Source organism: Caldisericum sp. (genome assembly GCA_022759145.1).
GTDB lineage: Bacteria > Caldisericota > Caldisericia > Caldisericales > Caldisericaceae > Caldisericum.
This window is the reverse complement of sequence record JAEMPV010000072.1, coordinates 1-16,645: the sequence shown is the minus strand read 5'-3', so window position 1 is coordinate 16,645 and position 16,645 is coordinate 1. Positions and strand designations below refer to the sequence as shown.

Below are 16,645 nucleotides of genomic sequence, written 5' to 3'. Positions count from 1 at the left end.
ATGACCACGTGTAGACGGAGTCATCCCGAGACGATCTTGCTTTTATATTATTCCTAATTTCTTGCCCGCTTTTTCAAAGATTGATAGTGCCCTATCAATTTGTTCTTCTGTATGCGTTGCTATGTAACTTGTCCTTAAAAGTGAATCATTAGGTTGTACTGCAGGAGGGAATACAGGGTTTACATACACGCCAAGGTCAAATAATTCTTTCCACATCATTACTGTCTTCCACTTGTCCCTTATGTAAACAGGAATAACGGGAGTATTGCTGTTCCCTATATCAAAGCCTAATTCCTTAAGACCTTTTCTCATTCTATTTGCAATACTCCACAAGTGCTCAATTCTTTCGGGCTCCTCTTGCATAACCTTAAGAGCAGCAAGAGCAGCGGCAGCAGAAGCAGGTGTCATTGAAGCAGAGAATATGAATGGTCTTGCATAGTGCTTTATGTAGTTAATTACATCTTTATCTCCTGCTATGAATCCACCCAAACTTGCAAATGACTTACTGAATGTGCCCATTATAAGGTCGGTATCAGCCTCAAGTCCAAAGTAGTTTGCAGTCCCACGCCCATTTTCTCCCAAAACACCTATTGAATGTGCGTCATCAACCATAAGCCTTGCACCGTATTTTTTCTTTAATTCAATAATTTGTGGAAGAGGTGCAATATCTCCAGCCATTGAGTAAACGCCATCAACGATAATAAGTTTTCCGGCATCGTCTGGTATTTTTGATAGCGCTTTTTCAAGGCTTTCCATATTGTTGTGTTCAAATCTTACAAATTTTGCATGCGACAGGTTCCATCCGTCAACAATAGAAGCGTGGTCTTCCTTATCCATTACAGCGTAATCCTTTGGCGAAAGAAGTGCAGATATTGTTCCTAAATTGGTTTGATATCCGGTTGAGAATACAAGGACTGCCTCTTTATGCAGGAATTCAGAAAGTGCATCTTCAAGTTCTCTGTGTATTTTTAAAGTGCCATTCATGAATCTTGAACCAGTTGCAGAGGTCCCATATTCATCAATGGCCTTTTTTGCAGCCTCTTTTACTTTTGGATGGTGCGTAAGCCCGAGATAATTATTCGAGCCAAGCATAATAATTCTTCTTCCTTTGTAAACAACCTCAGTCCCTTCTGTCTCTTCGAAGGGAAGGAAGAACGGATAAAGTCCTTGCTCTTCTGCAACTTTTGCATCGTAAAGCGCACTTCCTTCTTTGTAGTTGTAGCATTTCTCAAATAAGTCCATATTATCACCTCAAGTTATTTTATACTTTTTACGAACTTTTACAAATTTGAGTTTTTGAAACTTTTCTTATATAATTATTCGAAAGGAGATTGCAAATGGAAGCAGTTATCGTTCGAAACCTCACAAAACGATATGGCGAAGTGAATGCAGTAGATGGAATTAATTTTGAGGTTAACGAAGGCGAAATATTTGGGCTTATCGGTCCGAATGGTGCAGGTAAAACAACTACTTTGAGGATTCTTTCTACAATTATTAAAAAAGATAATGGCACAGTTCGTATTTTTGATTATGAACTTGGAAAAGATGACGAACACATACGAAGTATTATAAGTTATCTTCCAGAGGAGGCGGGTGCTTATAAGTCGCTTACAGGCATCGGTTACCTTCAATTTATGGCAGGATTTTATGCAAAGAGCAAGAAAGACTTTGATGAAATTCTTGAAAGAGGTATTGAGATTGCTTCTCTTGGTGAACGTATAAAAGACAAGGTTTCAACATACAGCAAAGGTATGACAAGAAAACTTCTTTTAGCACGAGCACTTATGCACCTTCCGAAACTCGCAATCCTTGATGAACCAACATCCGGGCTTGATGTTGTAAATTCTGTAGAAATTCGAAATATGATAAAAGACTTCGTTAAAAGAGGCGTTACAGTCTTACTTTCCTCACATAACATGCTTGAAGTTGAATTTCTTTCTGACAGGGTTGCCCTTATAGACAAAGGGCATATTCTCGACATCGGGACACCTGAAGCGCTAAAATCAAAATACAATGCAAGAAACCTTGAAGAGGTATTTATGGGGGAAGTCCAATGAAAAACTTTCTTAATTTGCTAAAGAAGGACATAAAGGAAATAATTACACCACAACTTCTTGTCCCACTTGTGATTGTTGTTATCTTTTACTCTTTTATTGGCAATGTGATGCAAACAGAAACGAAAAAGGCATCATCGCCACAGCCAGTGCTTGTGGTTGACTATGATAAAAGTGCAACTTCAACACAGTTTATTGAGAATTTGAAGGCAGTTTCCATACCAGAAGTATATTATGGTGGTATTGTCGATCCCATAACAATTGCAAAAACAAAGAACATCGATGTCATTATTGAAGTGCCACTTGGCTTTGAAGCGAGCATAAAATCGTTTAAGCAACCAGAACTCAAAATATATTCAGTAATAAAAGGCATTTCAATAGTTTCTATCGCAGGTCCTCAAAAGGTAAAAAGCGTTGTATCGGCTGTATCCGATACTCTGTCGAATATGTATATAAAGAATTTTACAAATATAGACCCTTCGATAATCAAAAATCCAATTATCCTTAAAGAATATGTTGTGGTAAACGGAAAAATTGGCGAGGCTTCCCCTGAAATGGTTTCGAATTTGCTTATGTCCCAGGTTATTTTCATTCCCATCATTCTTGCTTTTGTTATCATATTTGCATCTCAAATGATAGTAAGCCTTATTGCAAGTGAAAAGGAAAATAAGACTTTTGAAACACTTATGACTGTGCCTGTAAAACGACCATTTATAATTCTTTCCAAGATGCTTGCTTCATCTATTATGGCTTTGATAATATCGGTTTTCTATCTTATTGGTATGCGAAGTTACTTCAACGGAATTTCAATGGGTGAGTTTTCAAGTGCCCAGGGTTCTTCAATCCTTAAAGCGCTTGGGCTTGTCTATACGCCCGTGCAGTATTTTTACATTGGGCTTTTACTTTTCCTTACGATTGTTGCGTCCCTTGCCCTTGCAAGCATCCTTGCAGTCTTTGCAGAGGACACGAAGTCTGCACAGATGTATCTTACGCCTCTTATGATTCTCATAATGATTCCTTATTTTCTTTCGCTTTTTACAAACATTGACACCTTAAGCCTCCCCATAAAAGTGATTGTATATCTTATTCCGTTTTCTTACCCGTTTATTGCGTCTCAAAAAGTTCTCTTTGGAAGTGTATCAATTGTTTATATTGGTGCATTGTATTTGCTTCTCTTCTCGGCGATTTCGATTGTTATTGCAACAAGGATTGTCTCATCTGATAGGATTTTTACAACAAGGGTTAGAAAAAATCGCATTAGGTTTTTTAGTCGATAGATGAAAAAGGTTATTGTTTTAGTTTTACTTTTTGTGCTTATTTTAAAAGTCCCTTTGGCAAAAGGTGATGCCACAAACTCCTCAATTCCAACTTTAAACAAACTTAAAGGCATTTGCGTGAGGGCTGATGATTTGTCGAAGATTGGTGTTGACAAGGCACTAAAAGAGATCAAAGAATATGGATATAATGCGATTTTCGTCCTTGCAAAGACGCCGGAGGGAAGCGTTATTTTTAAGTCAAACGATTTCCCGGTGCTTGTTCCCTCCCTCCCTCAAATAATAGAGAGCGCAAGAAAATACAACCTTAAAGTTTATGCATATTTTCCTGTGATGATGGATAAAAATTATGCAACCAAAAACCCGAAAGATTTAATGGGGAATCTTGGATACGAAAAGAATACATATTATGTAAGCCTTCTTTCGAAAAACTACATAAACTATATAAAATTGTTCTTAAAGGAACTGCTCCAATACGATGTTGATGGAATTGTTTTTGACTATATAAGATATCCAAACGGAAGTTATGACTTTTCGGATGCATTTGTCTCGTTAGGCAAGGCAAATGGCATAAATATGGACTATGTGAAAAGCATTGCCTACAAAACATTTATTAAGCCTGCCGATTGGAAAACAATGTTTACTCTTTACGAACAAGGCGACAAAGACATTGTAAATTGGGTAAATCTAAGGGAGAGCGTCTTAAAGGATGTTGCAGGAGAGTTGAAGGCATTTGCTGTTTCTATAAACCCCAATTTAAAATTTGGCGCATTCCTTGTTTCTCGTGGCTATAGATATGCTCTTATTGGAGATGCACCATCCATAAAAAAGTCTTACGCCTATGAGAGGGTTAACTTTGCCTATTTTGGAGACACATTCAAAGGTATTCTTGATTTTGTAATACCAATGGTTTACCTTTCAAGCCTCGAAGAGACACCTGACTATGCAGAAGTTGTCGCTAAAAGGATTAAAGAACTTACAAACGGGAACCTTGATATCTTTATAGGAGTGAATCCAGACAAAATTTCCTATAGCGATACTGAACTTGAGATATACTATTCTTATCTTAACTCATCTGGAGTTGTTCTCTTTAGACACCCGTTGTTTGCTATGGGAGATATAACATTAGAAAGCCCGTTGAAAGTTGGAGAAAGCGTTTCCTATACAATCAAAAATAGCCTATCGAAAACATGGACATCTACTTTAACATTCACTGACACTTTTATACCTCCTGCAAAAAGTGAAGTTATCGTGAATCATTTTTATAAGTCTTATACGATAACCTTTACTGTAGGCTATAATACTTACATTGTAAATGACAAAACTTATACGATGGATGTACCTACCGTTTTAAAAGACTCAAGGACATTTGTCCCCGTAAGGTTTTTGACTGAGGCTCTCGGCTTTAGCGTTTCATACATTCCAAATGACAAAGAGGTAGTTATAGGCGATAATTATATCAGGCTTAAAATTGGAAGCAATGATTACATACTCAATGGGAAGACTTTTTCTATGGATGTTGCACCCTTTATCGAAAACTCAAGAACATATGTCCCTTTGAGATTCGTTATGGAAGCGCTTAATATGTCTGTTTTATGGGATGATGCAAGTAAAAAGGTTGATATTAAAGGGATAGTAAGGATTGATTAGCCTAAAACAATACCCTCTTTACTTTTCTTTGCTTCGTATAGTGCTATATCAAGTTTTTTAAGGAATTCCTCAAGTTGCTCACCCTTGTATTCCTTTATCCCAATAGAAGTTGAGAGTTTAAAACCTCCATCAATTTCAACATTTGAGATTAGTTCCTTTAACCTTTTTGCAATAGAGAGCCCTTCATTTTCACTTGCTTCTTCAAGTTTTATTATGAATTCATCGCCACCAAATCTAAAAATATGGTCCGATTGTCGCAAGTTTTCTTTGAGGACTTTTGCAAAACTCTTCAATGCAGTGTCGCCTACATCATGACCAAAAGTGTCGTTAATATACTTAAATTTATCAAGATCAAGCATAAGACAGGTGAATCTGGTATTGTATCTTTTGTATCTATCGATATTCTTTTCTAATATATCAAATAGTTGTTGCCGTGTCTCTACTTCTGTAAGTTTGTCTATGGTTGCGGTTTTAAAGAATTGTTCAATGAGCCCAATTTTATTTATTGCTTCTGTTGTATATTTCGAGAATATTTCTGCAAGTTCCATATGACTTTCGTTATAGTAAAAAGGCTCGTAGTTATCAATATTAAGAATATAATGAACTTCATTTTCAGCCATTATTGGTATACCTATCCAGGAGCGTGGCGAGTTTCCGACTTTAAGCCAGAAGTCATACTTAAAGGTATCGTCTAAAATTAGCGGCTTTTTTGAGTCTTTCACAATTTCAAGGTTTTCCCCGTCAATACCTTTTCTTAAGGCTTCTTCAAATTCACTTGCTGCTTTATTATCTATGTTTTTAAGCACAACGAAGTGGTAAGGCTTGTTTGAAACATCAATTATGGTTGCGGATTTTGCATCAAATAAAATCAATGCTAAACTTGCAATTTTCCAAAGGGCTTCTTCGATTGTGAGGCACTCTTCAACTTCGCTTATTGCTTTTAAAATATCCTCAATCCTTTTCATACTTTTTTCGGTTTTTCTAAATACAGAAGTTTATCGCACTCCTTTATTAATTCGTTTCTATCTTCTCCTTCATATTCTTTTATGCCTATTGAAACGCTTGGTTTGAAATCTACCCCTAAATTAATTTTAGCGGTGTTGTTTTTTATACGGGTTGCAATTTGTTTTGCCTTTGTTCTGTCTGCATGCGATAAGATAACTGCAAATTCATCTCCCCCAATTCTAAAGGCGATATCTGATGCCCTTATTGAATTTCTTATAACATTTGCAAATTCCCTAAGAAATATATCTCCAACAGGATGGCCATATGTATCATTTAAACTCTTAAACTTGTCAAGGTCCATAAGAAGTAGGGTAAATTTTGTTTTGTATCTTTGTGCTTGTGTTATTTCATATAAAAGCCTTTCTTCAAACTCTCTCCTGTTGTATAGTTTTGTAAGAGGGTCGGTTATTGAATCCATTCTGTATCTTTCCAAAAGGAGGTTCTTTGTAAGCGCTATATTAATGTTCTTTTGGAATATCTCAGCAAATTTCATATCCTCTTCTTTATAATAATCTTTTACATTTTTTCCAATATTAATGACTACAAAAACCTTCTCTTCAAGGTTTAAAAGGGGTATGCCTATCCATGACTTAGGGCTGTATTTGCCGTAAGCCCATCCAGGAAACTCGTCCGTATTCGGGATGTAGTTTATCTTTCCTGTTCTAACTATTGCATCGATGTGTTCGCCAAAGTACGGCGTATTTATACTATTCTCTATCTCAGATATTTCCATAAGGTCGAGATTTTTGGACCCAACGAAATTGTAGAAGCCTTTGCCTTTTGAAGTGTCTATTAAATTTACAAAATCTGCACTGAATAGAGACATTGAGGCTTTTATAATCCACATATAAGTTTCTTCAAGGACAAGCGTATTACTTATTTTTGCTGTATATTCTACAAGTTCATCAAAACGATTTATATATTCTTTCTGTTTTTCAATGTTTTTCTTGTTCTCTTCGATTATAAATTTGTTTTCAATTAGTGTCCAGAAGTTTTTCAATTCTTCTTTCAAATCTTTTATCAAATCTTCATTATCGTGCGGTATTACAAAAATACATTCAGCATCATCAAGTTTTTCTACAATTGATCTTTTTTTATTGTTTATAACACTCACTATGTCGTCGATATTAAAAGTACTATTTTCAATTGGCAAAACATAATCGCTACTCTTTAAAAAAACTGCAACAGGAGTTTTATATTTTTCTTTTAGGTAACCTAAGAGCGTATTTATTATATCTTTGAAACTTTCCTTTTCTATTAATTCGAAAGATACCTTGCTTTTTATGAACTCATTTTTGTAATCCTGCTCAAGTTTTTCTACTTTCTTTAGAGATAATTCAACAAGCACAAAAAAGATTAGAGCAATAGCGAATGTTTCAATAATATAATTTTGTAAAACAATTGATTTATCAAGGTTTGTTACAATTACAATAAATAGGTGGATTAGTATTGCAAGTACAATCACCGAAGAAACAAAGCTTAAAACTCTACAAAACTTCAAATAACTCTTCATCCTCTAAAATCGTTTTTTGTATTTGTTCTTTTAAAACTTGCTCTATTTGTTCTCTTGAACTTAGCGCAATTCTTACTATTTTTGGATCAAACTGTATTCCTGCAAATCTAACAAGTTCTTCGAATGCTTCGTCAATTGTCTTCCTTGAAGAGTGCAATCTTCCTGATGTCATCGCATCAATTGCATCTGCAACATGAACAATGCGAGCACATATCGGAATCTCTCCGTCTTTTAGTCCCTTTGGGTAGCCTTTGCCATTGTACCACTCGTGGTGGTAGAGGACAACTTCTGCAACCCCTTCCAGGACTTTCATCTTCCTTACTAATTCATATCCAAGTTCTGGGTGCTTGCGCACATCAATCCTTAATTCATCTGTTAGAGGGATTCCGTTTTTAAGTATTTCTTCTCTTAAGCCAATCTTTCCTATATCATGTAGCAATCCGCCAATTCTACATTTGGAAACTTCTTTTTGAGGCAAACCAATTTCCTTTGCTAAGATTTCTGAAATTAACGAGACTCTAAGGGAATGTCCTGCAGTATAAGTATCTTTTAGTTCTACTGCCGCTATAAGAGTTTTTAGAGCGTCAAGTAATCCACTTCTTATCGTTGATATATGAGCACGTCCTGCAATAAATGCAGAGAGTATATTTGTAAATATTTCTGCAATCTTTAACTCCTCGCTTGTGAATTGTGCACCACCGAGTTTTGTAAGAAGAATAACGCCGTAAAGTTCCGTTCCGAAAATTACAGGTAGCCCAAGAAGTGCTGAATCTTCGTTAGGTGTGCCTGGAACATGGACAGATATACTACTTTTGTTTGCGTTGTTGAGGAAGCTTGGTGTTCTTTCCAGGGCAACCTTCCCGGAAAAACCTTGTCCTAATTTAAGCTTGGTGTTAAGTATTTGCTCTTTATAAACCCCATAAACACACTCAGGTATAAGAGTATCTATTCCATCAAATCGAAAGTAAGTGAACTCATCTGCATTGGTTATGTACTTTAGAATTGACCAGGTTTCTTTAAAGAACTCTTCCTTGTCGCCAAGTTCATACATCCTTCTTGAAAGAGTCTGTGCTGAGGATAGAATTTTTTGCTGTTTCTCCAAACGCTCTTTCAGAGTAAGATTTTGAATTATGAGGGCAATAATTGTGCCTACTAAAACAGTTAACAATACAATTGAAGTGCTATAAAAAGTGTTCATACATTAAACCTGAAGTGCACTATTTCTTTGTCTTTCACGATATAATTTGCACCCTCTATCCTTAAAAGCCCCTTTGCTTTTGCCTCCTTAAAGGAGAAATTAACGCCCTTAAAATCCTCGTAAGATATTACTTCTGCTGCGATAAATCCACGTTCAATGTCGGAGTGTATAACTCCTGCAACTTTCTTTGCGTTAAGCCCTCTTTCAAAAAGCCATGCTCTAACTTCATCCTCGCCGACAGTGTAAAACACATTTAGTTTAAGCAAATTCAAGGTTTCTTCTACAACCTCGTTTATAGCCTCTTTTTCAAGGTTATATGAACTCAAAAACTCTTTCTTTTCGGCTTCACTTAATTCTGCGATTTCCTCTTCAAGCAGGACTGGTATAACCGCAAAAGCCGTATCTTTATAGTTGAATTTTTGTTTTAGAGATTCTTTAATATAGGTTCTTTGGGGAATTTTCTCTTCGCTTATGTTAACAACATAGAGTGTTGGCTTTAATGTAAACAGCCCAAAAGACTTTGTTATAAGTTTTTCTTCTTCCGTTAAATCAAGATTTCTTAAAGGGATTTCGTTGTCTAGTGCCTCTTTAAATTTTTCAAGGGTTTTTTGCTCTAATAATTTTTCAGGTGTACCTTTTTCTTTTTTTAGCTTTTCAAGTCTTTTCTCCACGACATCAAGGTCAAGGAGTATTAGGTCGTTCTCGAAGACCTTTAAATCGGTCTCAACAGATTCTTTTGTAAAATCATCGACGACTGTAATGAGTGCATCAAATTGCCTTATTGAAGATAGAATTTCGTTTCGCCTTTTTGTTTGCTCTGTCCCAGTTGGTATTCCTGGAAGGTCAACAAATGTCATTGTTGCAAAAGTTGTTTTCTTTGGTTTGAACACATTTGATAACTCTAATATGTTTGGGTCAAAGATTTTGACTTCGGAAATATTTTCTTTATCGACATTAGTTACCGCTCCACTTCCAGCAAGAGCCTTGAATAGAGTTGTTTTACCAGTTTGTGGAAGTCCTATAATTGCAACTTTCATATTTTATTATACCTCTCTTTTGATTTTTCCAAAAATAAAAAATGGTAGCGTAGCAGGGAGTTGAACCCTGGTCTGGGGATTGAGAGCCCCCCGAACTAACCGTTGTTCTACTACGCCACCTGGCTGGGAAGGATGGATTCGAACCATCATTAGAGGATCCAGAGTCCCCTGTCCTACCATTAGACGACTTCCCAGTGCGAAATACATTATAAGGAATTAGAAAAATTTTTCAAGAGGTTTTCCTACTTAGTTTCCTCTTCTTGAATTTCAACGCCCTTTTTCTTTAAAAGTTCCTTACCCTTTTCCTTAACTTCCTCAACTTTGCTTGTGACTACTTCCTTTAATTCCCCGCCTTTTTCTTTTGCTTTCTCTGTGACCTCAATCCCTTTTTGCTTTATAAGTTTTCTTGTTTCTTCACCCGATTGAGGTGCGTACAGTAATCCAATCACAAATCCAACAAATGCACCTACTAAGAATCCGCCAAAAAATGATTCAACTTTCTCTTCGCTCATTTTTACCTCCTATGAAGTTTTTGTAAAGATTATAACCCTGAACTATCCCCATTGCAATTTTCCCAATGGAAATAATTTTTGAAACAAAATCTTTTTGACCACCTATTTGAGTTAGTGGCTGAAATATTGCATTTAAACTTGTAATGGTATTAACATTTTTTATGAGGTTTTTGGTTTCTTCTGTTATGCCCGTTGTGTTCTTAAGAGTTTTGTGAAGTTCTTCGGAAAGCATATCAATATTTTTCTCCACCGTTTTAAGAGTCATTTCTACTTCAGTAAGCGTCCTTGTAATATCTCTTTGGAAACCCAAAAGAAATATAAAAGTTCCTGCAACACCTAAAAGAAGAGTTATTGCAATAATCCAGACTGCAACTGTAAGGCTCATTTTTACCTCCCTATAAAACGGAACCCCAGGTAGGCCGTGACTTAGCAGATTCTGGAGTCCCGAAGGACAGGTGGGGGCTTAAGCACTTTTCTGGGAAGCCCGAAGGCTTCAAACCTTCTGGTGCATCCGCCCCCAAGACTATTGTGTTGGCCCCAATCCGCTAAGTTTAACACGAACCTCCCAGAGTTCCAATTATATTTTACTACAATATGAAATATTTTCAACTGCTACATTTCATAGCAATTAAACTGCCTTTTCAGCAAGGGCTCTTTGATAAGAGGGCAAAACAATGTAAACAGCAATGTTTAGAAGCATTAATCCCATTATAATCCAATGCCAAAGCCTTAATCTCAAATCCTTCTTTTTATCTACAGTCACCTAATCGTTAACGCATTAAACTTCTCATATAGTAATAAATATATTGCTGGGCATAACCTGAAAATTCTCCAAAGGTAGCCCTTCCAAACTCTGTAAGTTTTTTTGTTGTTCCTTTAACGCCAAATATTTTTTCAAGCCCTTTTTCAATCCAGGTATCGACAGGAAAAGCACTTAAATCACCATACCCAAAAAGGATTATGCACTCAGAAACTTTTTCCCCTACACCTAAAATTGATGTTAGAAATTTCTTTTTTTCTTCATAGGGTAAATTTCGAAGTTTCTCAAAATCCTCTTCTGTATAGTTTTTAATAAGGTTTAGAAAGAACTTTTCCCTGAAGCCCAATTTTAGTGACCTGATATCACCTATGGGCATTTCAAGGATGTCTTCTCTTTTTGGAAAAAGGTAAAATTCGGCGTTATCGACCTCAACAACTCTCTTTCCAAATTCCGCAAGTTTGTTTAGTCTCGACATTATTACAGGAATTTGCGACTGGATTGAGAAGATAAAAGAAATGGTTGTTTCGTATGGGGGCATTCTTATGAGCCTTATTCCCTTTGAAAACTCGATTGCCTCTTTAAGTTGAGGTGCAATCTTAATTATTTCGCTGTTTATTCTCTGGATGTCGTGGTTGAGCCCAAAGATATCAAAAACATACTCTTTTGTAAGATTCTCCCCGTAGATTTCAAATTTAAATATTTTTCCGTTTGTCTCCTCAATTTTTATAAGGCTATTTTCATACGGATAATAGTATCTTCCGCCAATCTCAAAGAATCTAAATGTCTGCCCACAATTAAATGTTTTTTCTAAGGAGAAATCCTCAACTTCAACCTGGAAACTATTTTTTAAGTTATTTTGCAAGTTCGAGAAGCGCCCTTCCATAGATTTTTGCTAACTTTACAAGGTGGTCAACCTCTATATACTCATTTGCCATATGTTCCACTTTTTCCATCTCTTCAAATGTAGGTCCGAATGCAACACCCATATCCATTGCACGTGCGTAGGTGCCACCGCCGATTGCAAGCGTATAGCCTTTTCTTCCTGTTGTTTCCTCAAAAACCTTAAGAAGTGTTTTCACAAGTTCCGAATCTTCGCTTACATATAACGGATTTTGGTTTCTTACTTCTTTTACGCTAAATCCATATTTTGCACCAGTTTTGTTAAATCCTTCGACAATACGCTCATATGAATCGGTAATTGGGTATCTGATGTTGAATGTTAACTCGGCGTATGATTCGTTAATCTCGATAACACCAAGGTTCATTGTGAGTTTTCCTGACAAGGCATCCTCATTTGCAATGCCCATAAGACCGCCATATACATCATTGCCTACATGCTTTACTATAAATTCGATTGCCTCTTTTACCTCTGGATGCATTATGTATGGTGCGATTGCGTTTGCAAGTTTTACTATCGCGTTAATACCTTGTTCGGGTAATGCACCATGTGCAGATTTTCCGTGTGCGAAAACTACATTGTCCTTTACTTCTATACCTTCATCTAAATTTTCAAGGCGAACAACTGTGTTGAACTCTGCTTTTGCAAAGTCTGGCACCATATTAGGTCTATTGCCACCTGTAATTTTAACAACTCCGTTTTTCTCCGTGAAGTCTTTTCTTAAAGTGACATTAAGAATTCCCTTTTCCCTGTTTATGAGAGGGAACTCTGCATCTGGTGTAAAGCCAACAAGTGGATCATGAACGACATTTTTAAAGTGCTCCATACATTTCCAGCCTGTTTCCTCATTTGTCCCGAAAACTATCCTTATCCTTTTAGAGAGTAACGCACCCGTCTCTTTCAGTGCGTATGCTCCAAAAAGTGCAGCCATCGTAGGTCCCTTATCGTCAATTGCACCACGCCCGTAAATTTTCCCATCGTGGATTTCTGCTCCATATGGTGGATAAAGCCAGCCTGTTCCTTCGGGAACGACATCGAGGTGCCCTAAGACGCTTATAACATCAGCCCCTTCACCAAACTCTGCGTATCCCACAACATTATCAATGTTTACAGTCCTGAAGCCGAGCTCTTCGGAAATTTTGAGTGCAAGTTGTAATGCCCTTAAAACATTCTCACCAAATGGTGCATTCGGTGTTGGCTTTCCTTCAACACTTGGCACTTTTATAATCTCCTGCGTGATTTCGATGAGTTTTTCCTTGTTTTCATCTATAAATTTTTCCATAATTGCCTCCTTCAAGTTATTTTAACAGTTTTTTGAATTTTTTCGACACATTTGCTATAGTATATAATGCGAAAATATTTTCGTATATTTTAAGAATAGGAGGATAAACATAAATGGATGAGAGATTTGAGTTACTTAAAGAGTATGTAAAGAAACTTGCGATTTACTATGGTAAGAATTTTGGTATGCCTGTTGAGGACCTCTTTTAGGAAGGTTTTCTTGCATATTACCTCAATTATGAGCGGTATAAGAGCCTTCCTCAAAAAGAGTTTGTGCTTGTTATGAAGAAAATTGTAAACAGGTCGATGTACAAGTTAGTTAAAGAAGAAATTAAAAGAAGGACGAAAGAAATTAGTTTTGAAGAGGAATAACCTATGAAGAATGCGCTTACATATGAAATTGGGCTTATTTTTGACAGGGTTTCAAAGAAATTGGAACCGAAGGAGTATGAGATTTATATGTTTTTAAGGTATAGGCGATTGCCCTACGATACAGATACAACAATTGCAAGAAAGTTAGGGATTCCAAGGACAACCTACATTTCAAGAAGAAAAAAGTTTGAAAGTGTTATGCGAAGGCTAATCCTTGAGGAGATTGGGATTGAGGGAGTTGAAAGTATTAATGAGAGGCTTTCAAGAATTAAGGATTTTGAATAAAATATAAAGTTATGAAAATAATTGAAGATTTACACATCCATACGAAATACTCGAAAGACTCCAAAGAAGAGCCTATAAATTATGTTAATCTTGCAAAGGAAAGGGGCATTAGTTACCTTGGTTTTTCAGAGCACATCGACCTCGATCCTCTTGATAAGGATTTTGGATACTACAAATTTGAGAATGCGCATAGCGAGTATTTGAGGCTAAAAGAAGTTGTAAATTCTTCATTTGACTTTTTGTTTGCAGTAGAAGTTACCTATCAAAGCAACCTCCACGGTGCAATTGAGGGAGAAGTCCTTACAAAGCCTTTTGATTACATAATTGGCTCCGTGCATAGAGTTCAAGGCTACACAATTTCGGGTCCGCACGGAGTCCGTTATTTTGAAGGGCTTGATGAATATACTGCCTATATGCGATATTTTGAAGAGGTTTTGAATTTGGTTGAAACAGACTACTACGATATTGTTGGACATATTGATGTTATTAAAAGATATGGGAAGAATTTTTACGGCGATTTTCACATTGATAAATACGAAAGCATTTTGACTGAAATTTTGAAGAAAGTTATCGAAAAGAATAAAGTTATTGAAATAAATGCATCAGGCTTTAGACAGGGTTTTAACGAGCCATATCCCTCAAAAGAAATCCTTGAACTCTATGTGAAGTTGGGAGGGCGAGAAGTGACTTTGGGCTCTGATGCGCACTCAGTAAAGCATTTCAATGCATATTTGGAAGATGCAGTCCTTTTTGCAGTGCAGGTTTTTGATTTTGATGTTGTTTCGTATAAAATGAGAAATAAGAAAAAAGTTTCTAAACTTAGCGATTTGTTAAAATAGGAGGTAAAAATGGCAGAAAAATTTGTTGTAAATGAAGAAGTCCTTCAAAGGACAATTGAAAGAGCAAGGGAGAAGAACATCATTATCCCCACCTATGAAGAGATGAGAAATCCTGAAAAAATACCCGAGGGGATTAAGCAGGAATTAAAAAACATCGGCTTGTGGGACCTTCATCCAAGAAATCTTTTTAGAATTACCTGGAAAAACGAGCCTGTAAAATTTGGCGGTGGATTTGATGGTGTAAACTATCTTGAACTTCCAAAGGAACTTACTGGTGTAAAGGCAAGGATTTTTATCCTTTTAGGTAAGTTCTTCCCAACTGGAGCACATAAGGTAGGTGCAACATTTGGGCCACTTGTTGAAAAACTTGTTAGAGGTGAATTTGACCCAACAAGGCACAAGGCATTGTGGCCATCCACAGGAAACTACTGCAGAGGCGGCGCCTTTAACTCAGCACTACTTGGATGCAAGGCAATTGCAGTCCTTCCTGAAGGAATGTCAAAAGAGCGTTTTGAGTGGCTCAAGAGCATCGGTGCAGAAATTTATGCAACACCTGGCGTTGAAAGCAATGTAAAGGAAGTATTCGATAAGACCAAAGAATTAAAGCAAAAGTACCCAGATGAAGTTGTTGTCCTTAACCAGTTTGAGGAATTTGGAAACCCTGTTTGGCACTATGCAGTAACTGGTCCTGCAATGGAAGAAGTTTTTGAGCAAAATAAGAGAGAAGGAGATAGATTTACTGCTCTCTTCTTAACACAGGGTTCGGGTGGAACACTTGGCTCTGGAAACTATCTGAGGCAAAGATTCCCAAGAATTAAGATTGGTGCAGGTGAAGCCCTCCAGTGTCCAACACTTCTATACAATGGGTATGGCGCGCACAGGATTGAAGGTATTGGCGATAAGCATGTCCCGTGGGTTATTGATGTAAAGAACCTCGATATGGTTGTCGACATTGATGATGAATATACAATGCATCTTTTGAGGCTATTTAATGAGCCTGAAGGAAGGAAATATCTTAAGAAGTTTGTCCCGGCAGAACTTGTTGATAAACTTGATCTTCTTGGTATTTCATCAATTGCAAACATTGTTGGTGCAATAAAGATGGCAAAATACTACGAGATGACCGAGCACGATGTTATTTTCACAGTTGCAACTGACTCAATGGAACTTTACCAATCAAGAATCCAGGAATTAAGAGAGCAGTATGGCGAATATAGCGAGATGGAAGCAGCAAAAGACTTCGAAAGATACCTTATGGGCATCACAACCGACTGGATGATTGAAATGAACTACTACGATAAGAAGAGAATGCATAACCTGAAATACTTTACCTGGGTTGAACAGCAGGGCAAGACTGTCGAGGAATTAAACGAGCAGTGGTATAACGATAACTACTTCATTGAAAGGCTTGAGTCTTACAAAAAGTGGGACGAGTATATAAAGGAATTTAATGAAAAAGTAGGACTTATTAAGAAGTATCGATAGTTTTCGGAAGTTTGGGGGAGCACTTGACGCTCCCCTATTTTTTATTTATAATTTGAAAAGTAATAATTTATTTGGAGGTAAAAAATGGGTGAGAAAGTAAAAGTAGAATTAAAGCAAGCGTATGGGCTTACAGTAATTGCAAGGGCAAATTCTAACAATTGGGTTGTTATGGATGGACCAGAGAAATTTAATGGACATGAGGCAGGTCCAAGACCAATGGAGTTGCTCCTTATGGGACTTGCGGGTTGCACAGGGCAGGATGTCATTTCAATTCTTGATAAGATGAAGGTTCCTTATAGGGATTTCAGAATTGAAATTGAAGCAGAAAAGGCAGATGAGCATCCAAAGGTCTATACAAAAATTCATATCAAATATATTGTTTATGGTGATGTCCCTGAGGATAAATTCGTAACGGCAATTGAACTTTCAAAAACAAAATACTGCTCTGCACAGGCAATGCTTTCAAAGGCAGCAGAAATAAC

The 16,645-nt window shown here is 36.8% G+C and carries 16 protein-coding genes and 2 tRNA genes; 7 read left to right on the top strand and 11 right to left on the bottom strand.

What is annotated here, in order from left to right; genetic code table 11:
• Positions 1-42: 42 nt before the first annotated feature.
• Positions 43-1,242, bottom strand: a complete 1,200-nt coding sequence (locus tag JHC30_05275) for a pyridoxal phosphate-dependent aminotransferase family protein (protein ID MCI4463564.1) — start codon at positions 1,240-1,242, stop codon at positions 43-45.
• A 95-nt stretch (positions 1,243-1,337) separates the two neighbouring features.
• Here JHC30_05275 and JHC30_05270 point away from each other — a divergent pair, with 95 nt between their 5' ends.
• Genes JHC30_05270 through JHC30_05260 form a run of 3 tightly spaced genes read left to right on the top strand, consistent with a single transcriptional unit; the run spans position 1,338 to position 4,978 of the window.
• Complete coding sequence (locus JHC30_05270) at positions 1,338-2,057, top strand: ABC transporter ATP-binding protein (GenBank protein ID MCI4463563.1); 720 nt, start codon at positions 1,338-1,340, stop codon at positions 2,055-2,057.
• The gene (locus JHC30_05265) at positions 2,054-3,331 is read left to right on the top strand and encodes an ABC transporter permease (protein ID MCI4463562.1); all 1,278 of its coding nucleotides are present in this window, start codon (positions 2,054-2,056) and stop codon (positions 3,329-3,331) included. Before JHC30_05270 ends, JHC30_05265 begins: the two co-directional genes overlap by 4 nt.
• Entirely contained in the window at positions 3,332-4,978 is a 1,647-nt protein-coding gene (locus JHC30_05260) for a hypothetical protein (protein MCI4463561.1), read from the top strand.
• Here the strand turns inward: JHC30_05260 and JHC30_05255 are convergent.
• The 10 genes from JHC30_05255 to pepV form a co-directional block, all read right to left on the bottom strand.
• Positions 4,975-5,943 carry a GGDEF domain-containing protein gene (locus JHC30_05255; GenBank protein ID MCI4463560.1) on the bottom strand — a complete coding sequence of 323 codons (969 nt, stop codon included), beginning with the start codon at positions 5,941-5,943 and terminating at the stop codon, positions 4,975-4,977. The genes JHC30_05260 and JHC30_05255 overlap by 4 nt on opposite strands.
• Positions 5,940-7,484 (bottom strand): GGDEF domain-containing protein, encoded by a 1,545-nt coding sequence (locus JHC30_05250; protein ID MCI4463559.1) that lies wholly within the window; start codon positions 7,482-7,484, stop codon positions 5,940-5,942. Before JHC30_05250 ends, JHC30_05255 begins: the two co-directional genes overlap by 4 nt.
• Complete coding sequence (locus tag JHC30_05245) at positions 7,471-8,694, bottom strand: HD domain-containing protein (protein ID MCI4463558.1); 1,224 nt, start codon at positions 8,692-8,694, stop codon at positions 7,471-7,473. Before JHC30_05245 ends, JHC30_05250 begins: the two co-directional genes overlap by 14 nt.
• Entirely contained in the window at positions 8,691-9,731 is a 1,041-nt protein-coding gene (gene ychF / locus JHC30_05240) for a redox-regulated ATPase YchF (protein ID MCI4463557.1), read from the bottom strand. Before ychF ends, JHC30_05245 begins: the two co-directional genes overlap by 4 nt.
• Positions 9,732-9,773: 42 nt before the next feature.
• Positions 9,774-9,848: transfer RNA gene (locus JHC30_05235), tRNA-Glu, on the bottom strand.
• Between the two features lie 3 nt (positions 9,849-9,851).
• Positions 9,852-9,925: transfer RNA gene (locus JHC30_05230), tRNA-Gln, on the bottom strand.
• A gap of 48 nt (positions 9,926-9,973) precedes the next feature.
• The gene (locus JHC30_05225; protein ID MCI4463556.1) at positions 9,974-10,243 is read right to left on the bottom strand and encodes a YtxH domain-containing protein; all 270 of its coding nucleotides are present in this window, start codon (positions 10,241-10,243) and stop codon (positions 9,974-9,976) included.
• A complete protein-coding gene (locus tag JHC30_05220) occupies positions 10,224-10,628 on the bottom strand; it encodes a DUF948 domain-containing protein (GenBank protein MCI4463555.1) in 405 nt (134 codons plus the stop codon). The genes JHC30_05225 and JHC30_05220 overlap by 20 nt, the downstream gene beginning before the upstream one ends.
• Positions 10,629-11,013: 385 nt before the next feature.
• Positions 11,014-11,865, bottom strand: a complete 852-nt coding sequence (locus JHC30_05215) for a hypothetical protein (protein MCI4463554.1) — start codon at positions 11,863-11,865, stop codon at positions 11,014-11,016.
• Positions 11,855-13,183: a dipeptidase PepV gene (gene pepV, locus JHC30_05210; GenBank protein ID MCI4463553.1), complete on the bottom strand. Its 1,329-nt coding sequence runs from the start codon at positions 13,181-13,183 to the stop codon at positions 11,855-11,857. Before pepV ends, JHC30_05215 begins: the two co-directional genes overlap by 11 nt.
• A 374-nt stretch (positions 13,184-13,557) precedes the next feature.
• Here pepV and JHC30_05205 point away from each other — a divergent pair, with 374 nt between their 5' ends.
• From JHC30_05205 to JHC30_05190, 4 genes are all read left to right on the top strand, one after another.
• Positions 13,558-13,839, top strand: coding sequence for a hypothetical protein (locus JHC30_05205; protein MCI4463552.1), 282 nt, complete (start codon positions 13,558-13,560; stop codon positions 13,837-13,839).
• An 11-nt stretch (positions 13,840-13,850) separates the two neighbouring features.
• A complete protein-coding gene (locus tag JHC30_05200) occupies positions 13,851-14,678 on the top strand; it encodes a histidinol-phosphatase HisJ family protein (GenBank protein ID MCI4463551.1) in 828 nt (275 codons plus the stop codon).
• A gap of 9 nt (positions 14,679-14,687) precedes the next feature.
• On the top strand, positions 14,688-16,163 hold the full coding sequence (locus tag JHC30_05195) for a pyridoxal-phosphate dependent enzyme (GenBank protein ID MCI4463550.1): 1,476 nt from the start codon (positions 14,688-14,690) through the stop codon (positions 16,161-16,163).
• Positions 16,164-16,247: 84 nt separating this feature from the next.
• On the top strand, positions 16,248-16,645 hold a 398-nt coding region (locus tag JHC30_05190), incomplete at its 3' end, for an OsmC family protein (GenBank protein ID MCI4463549.1).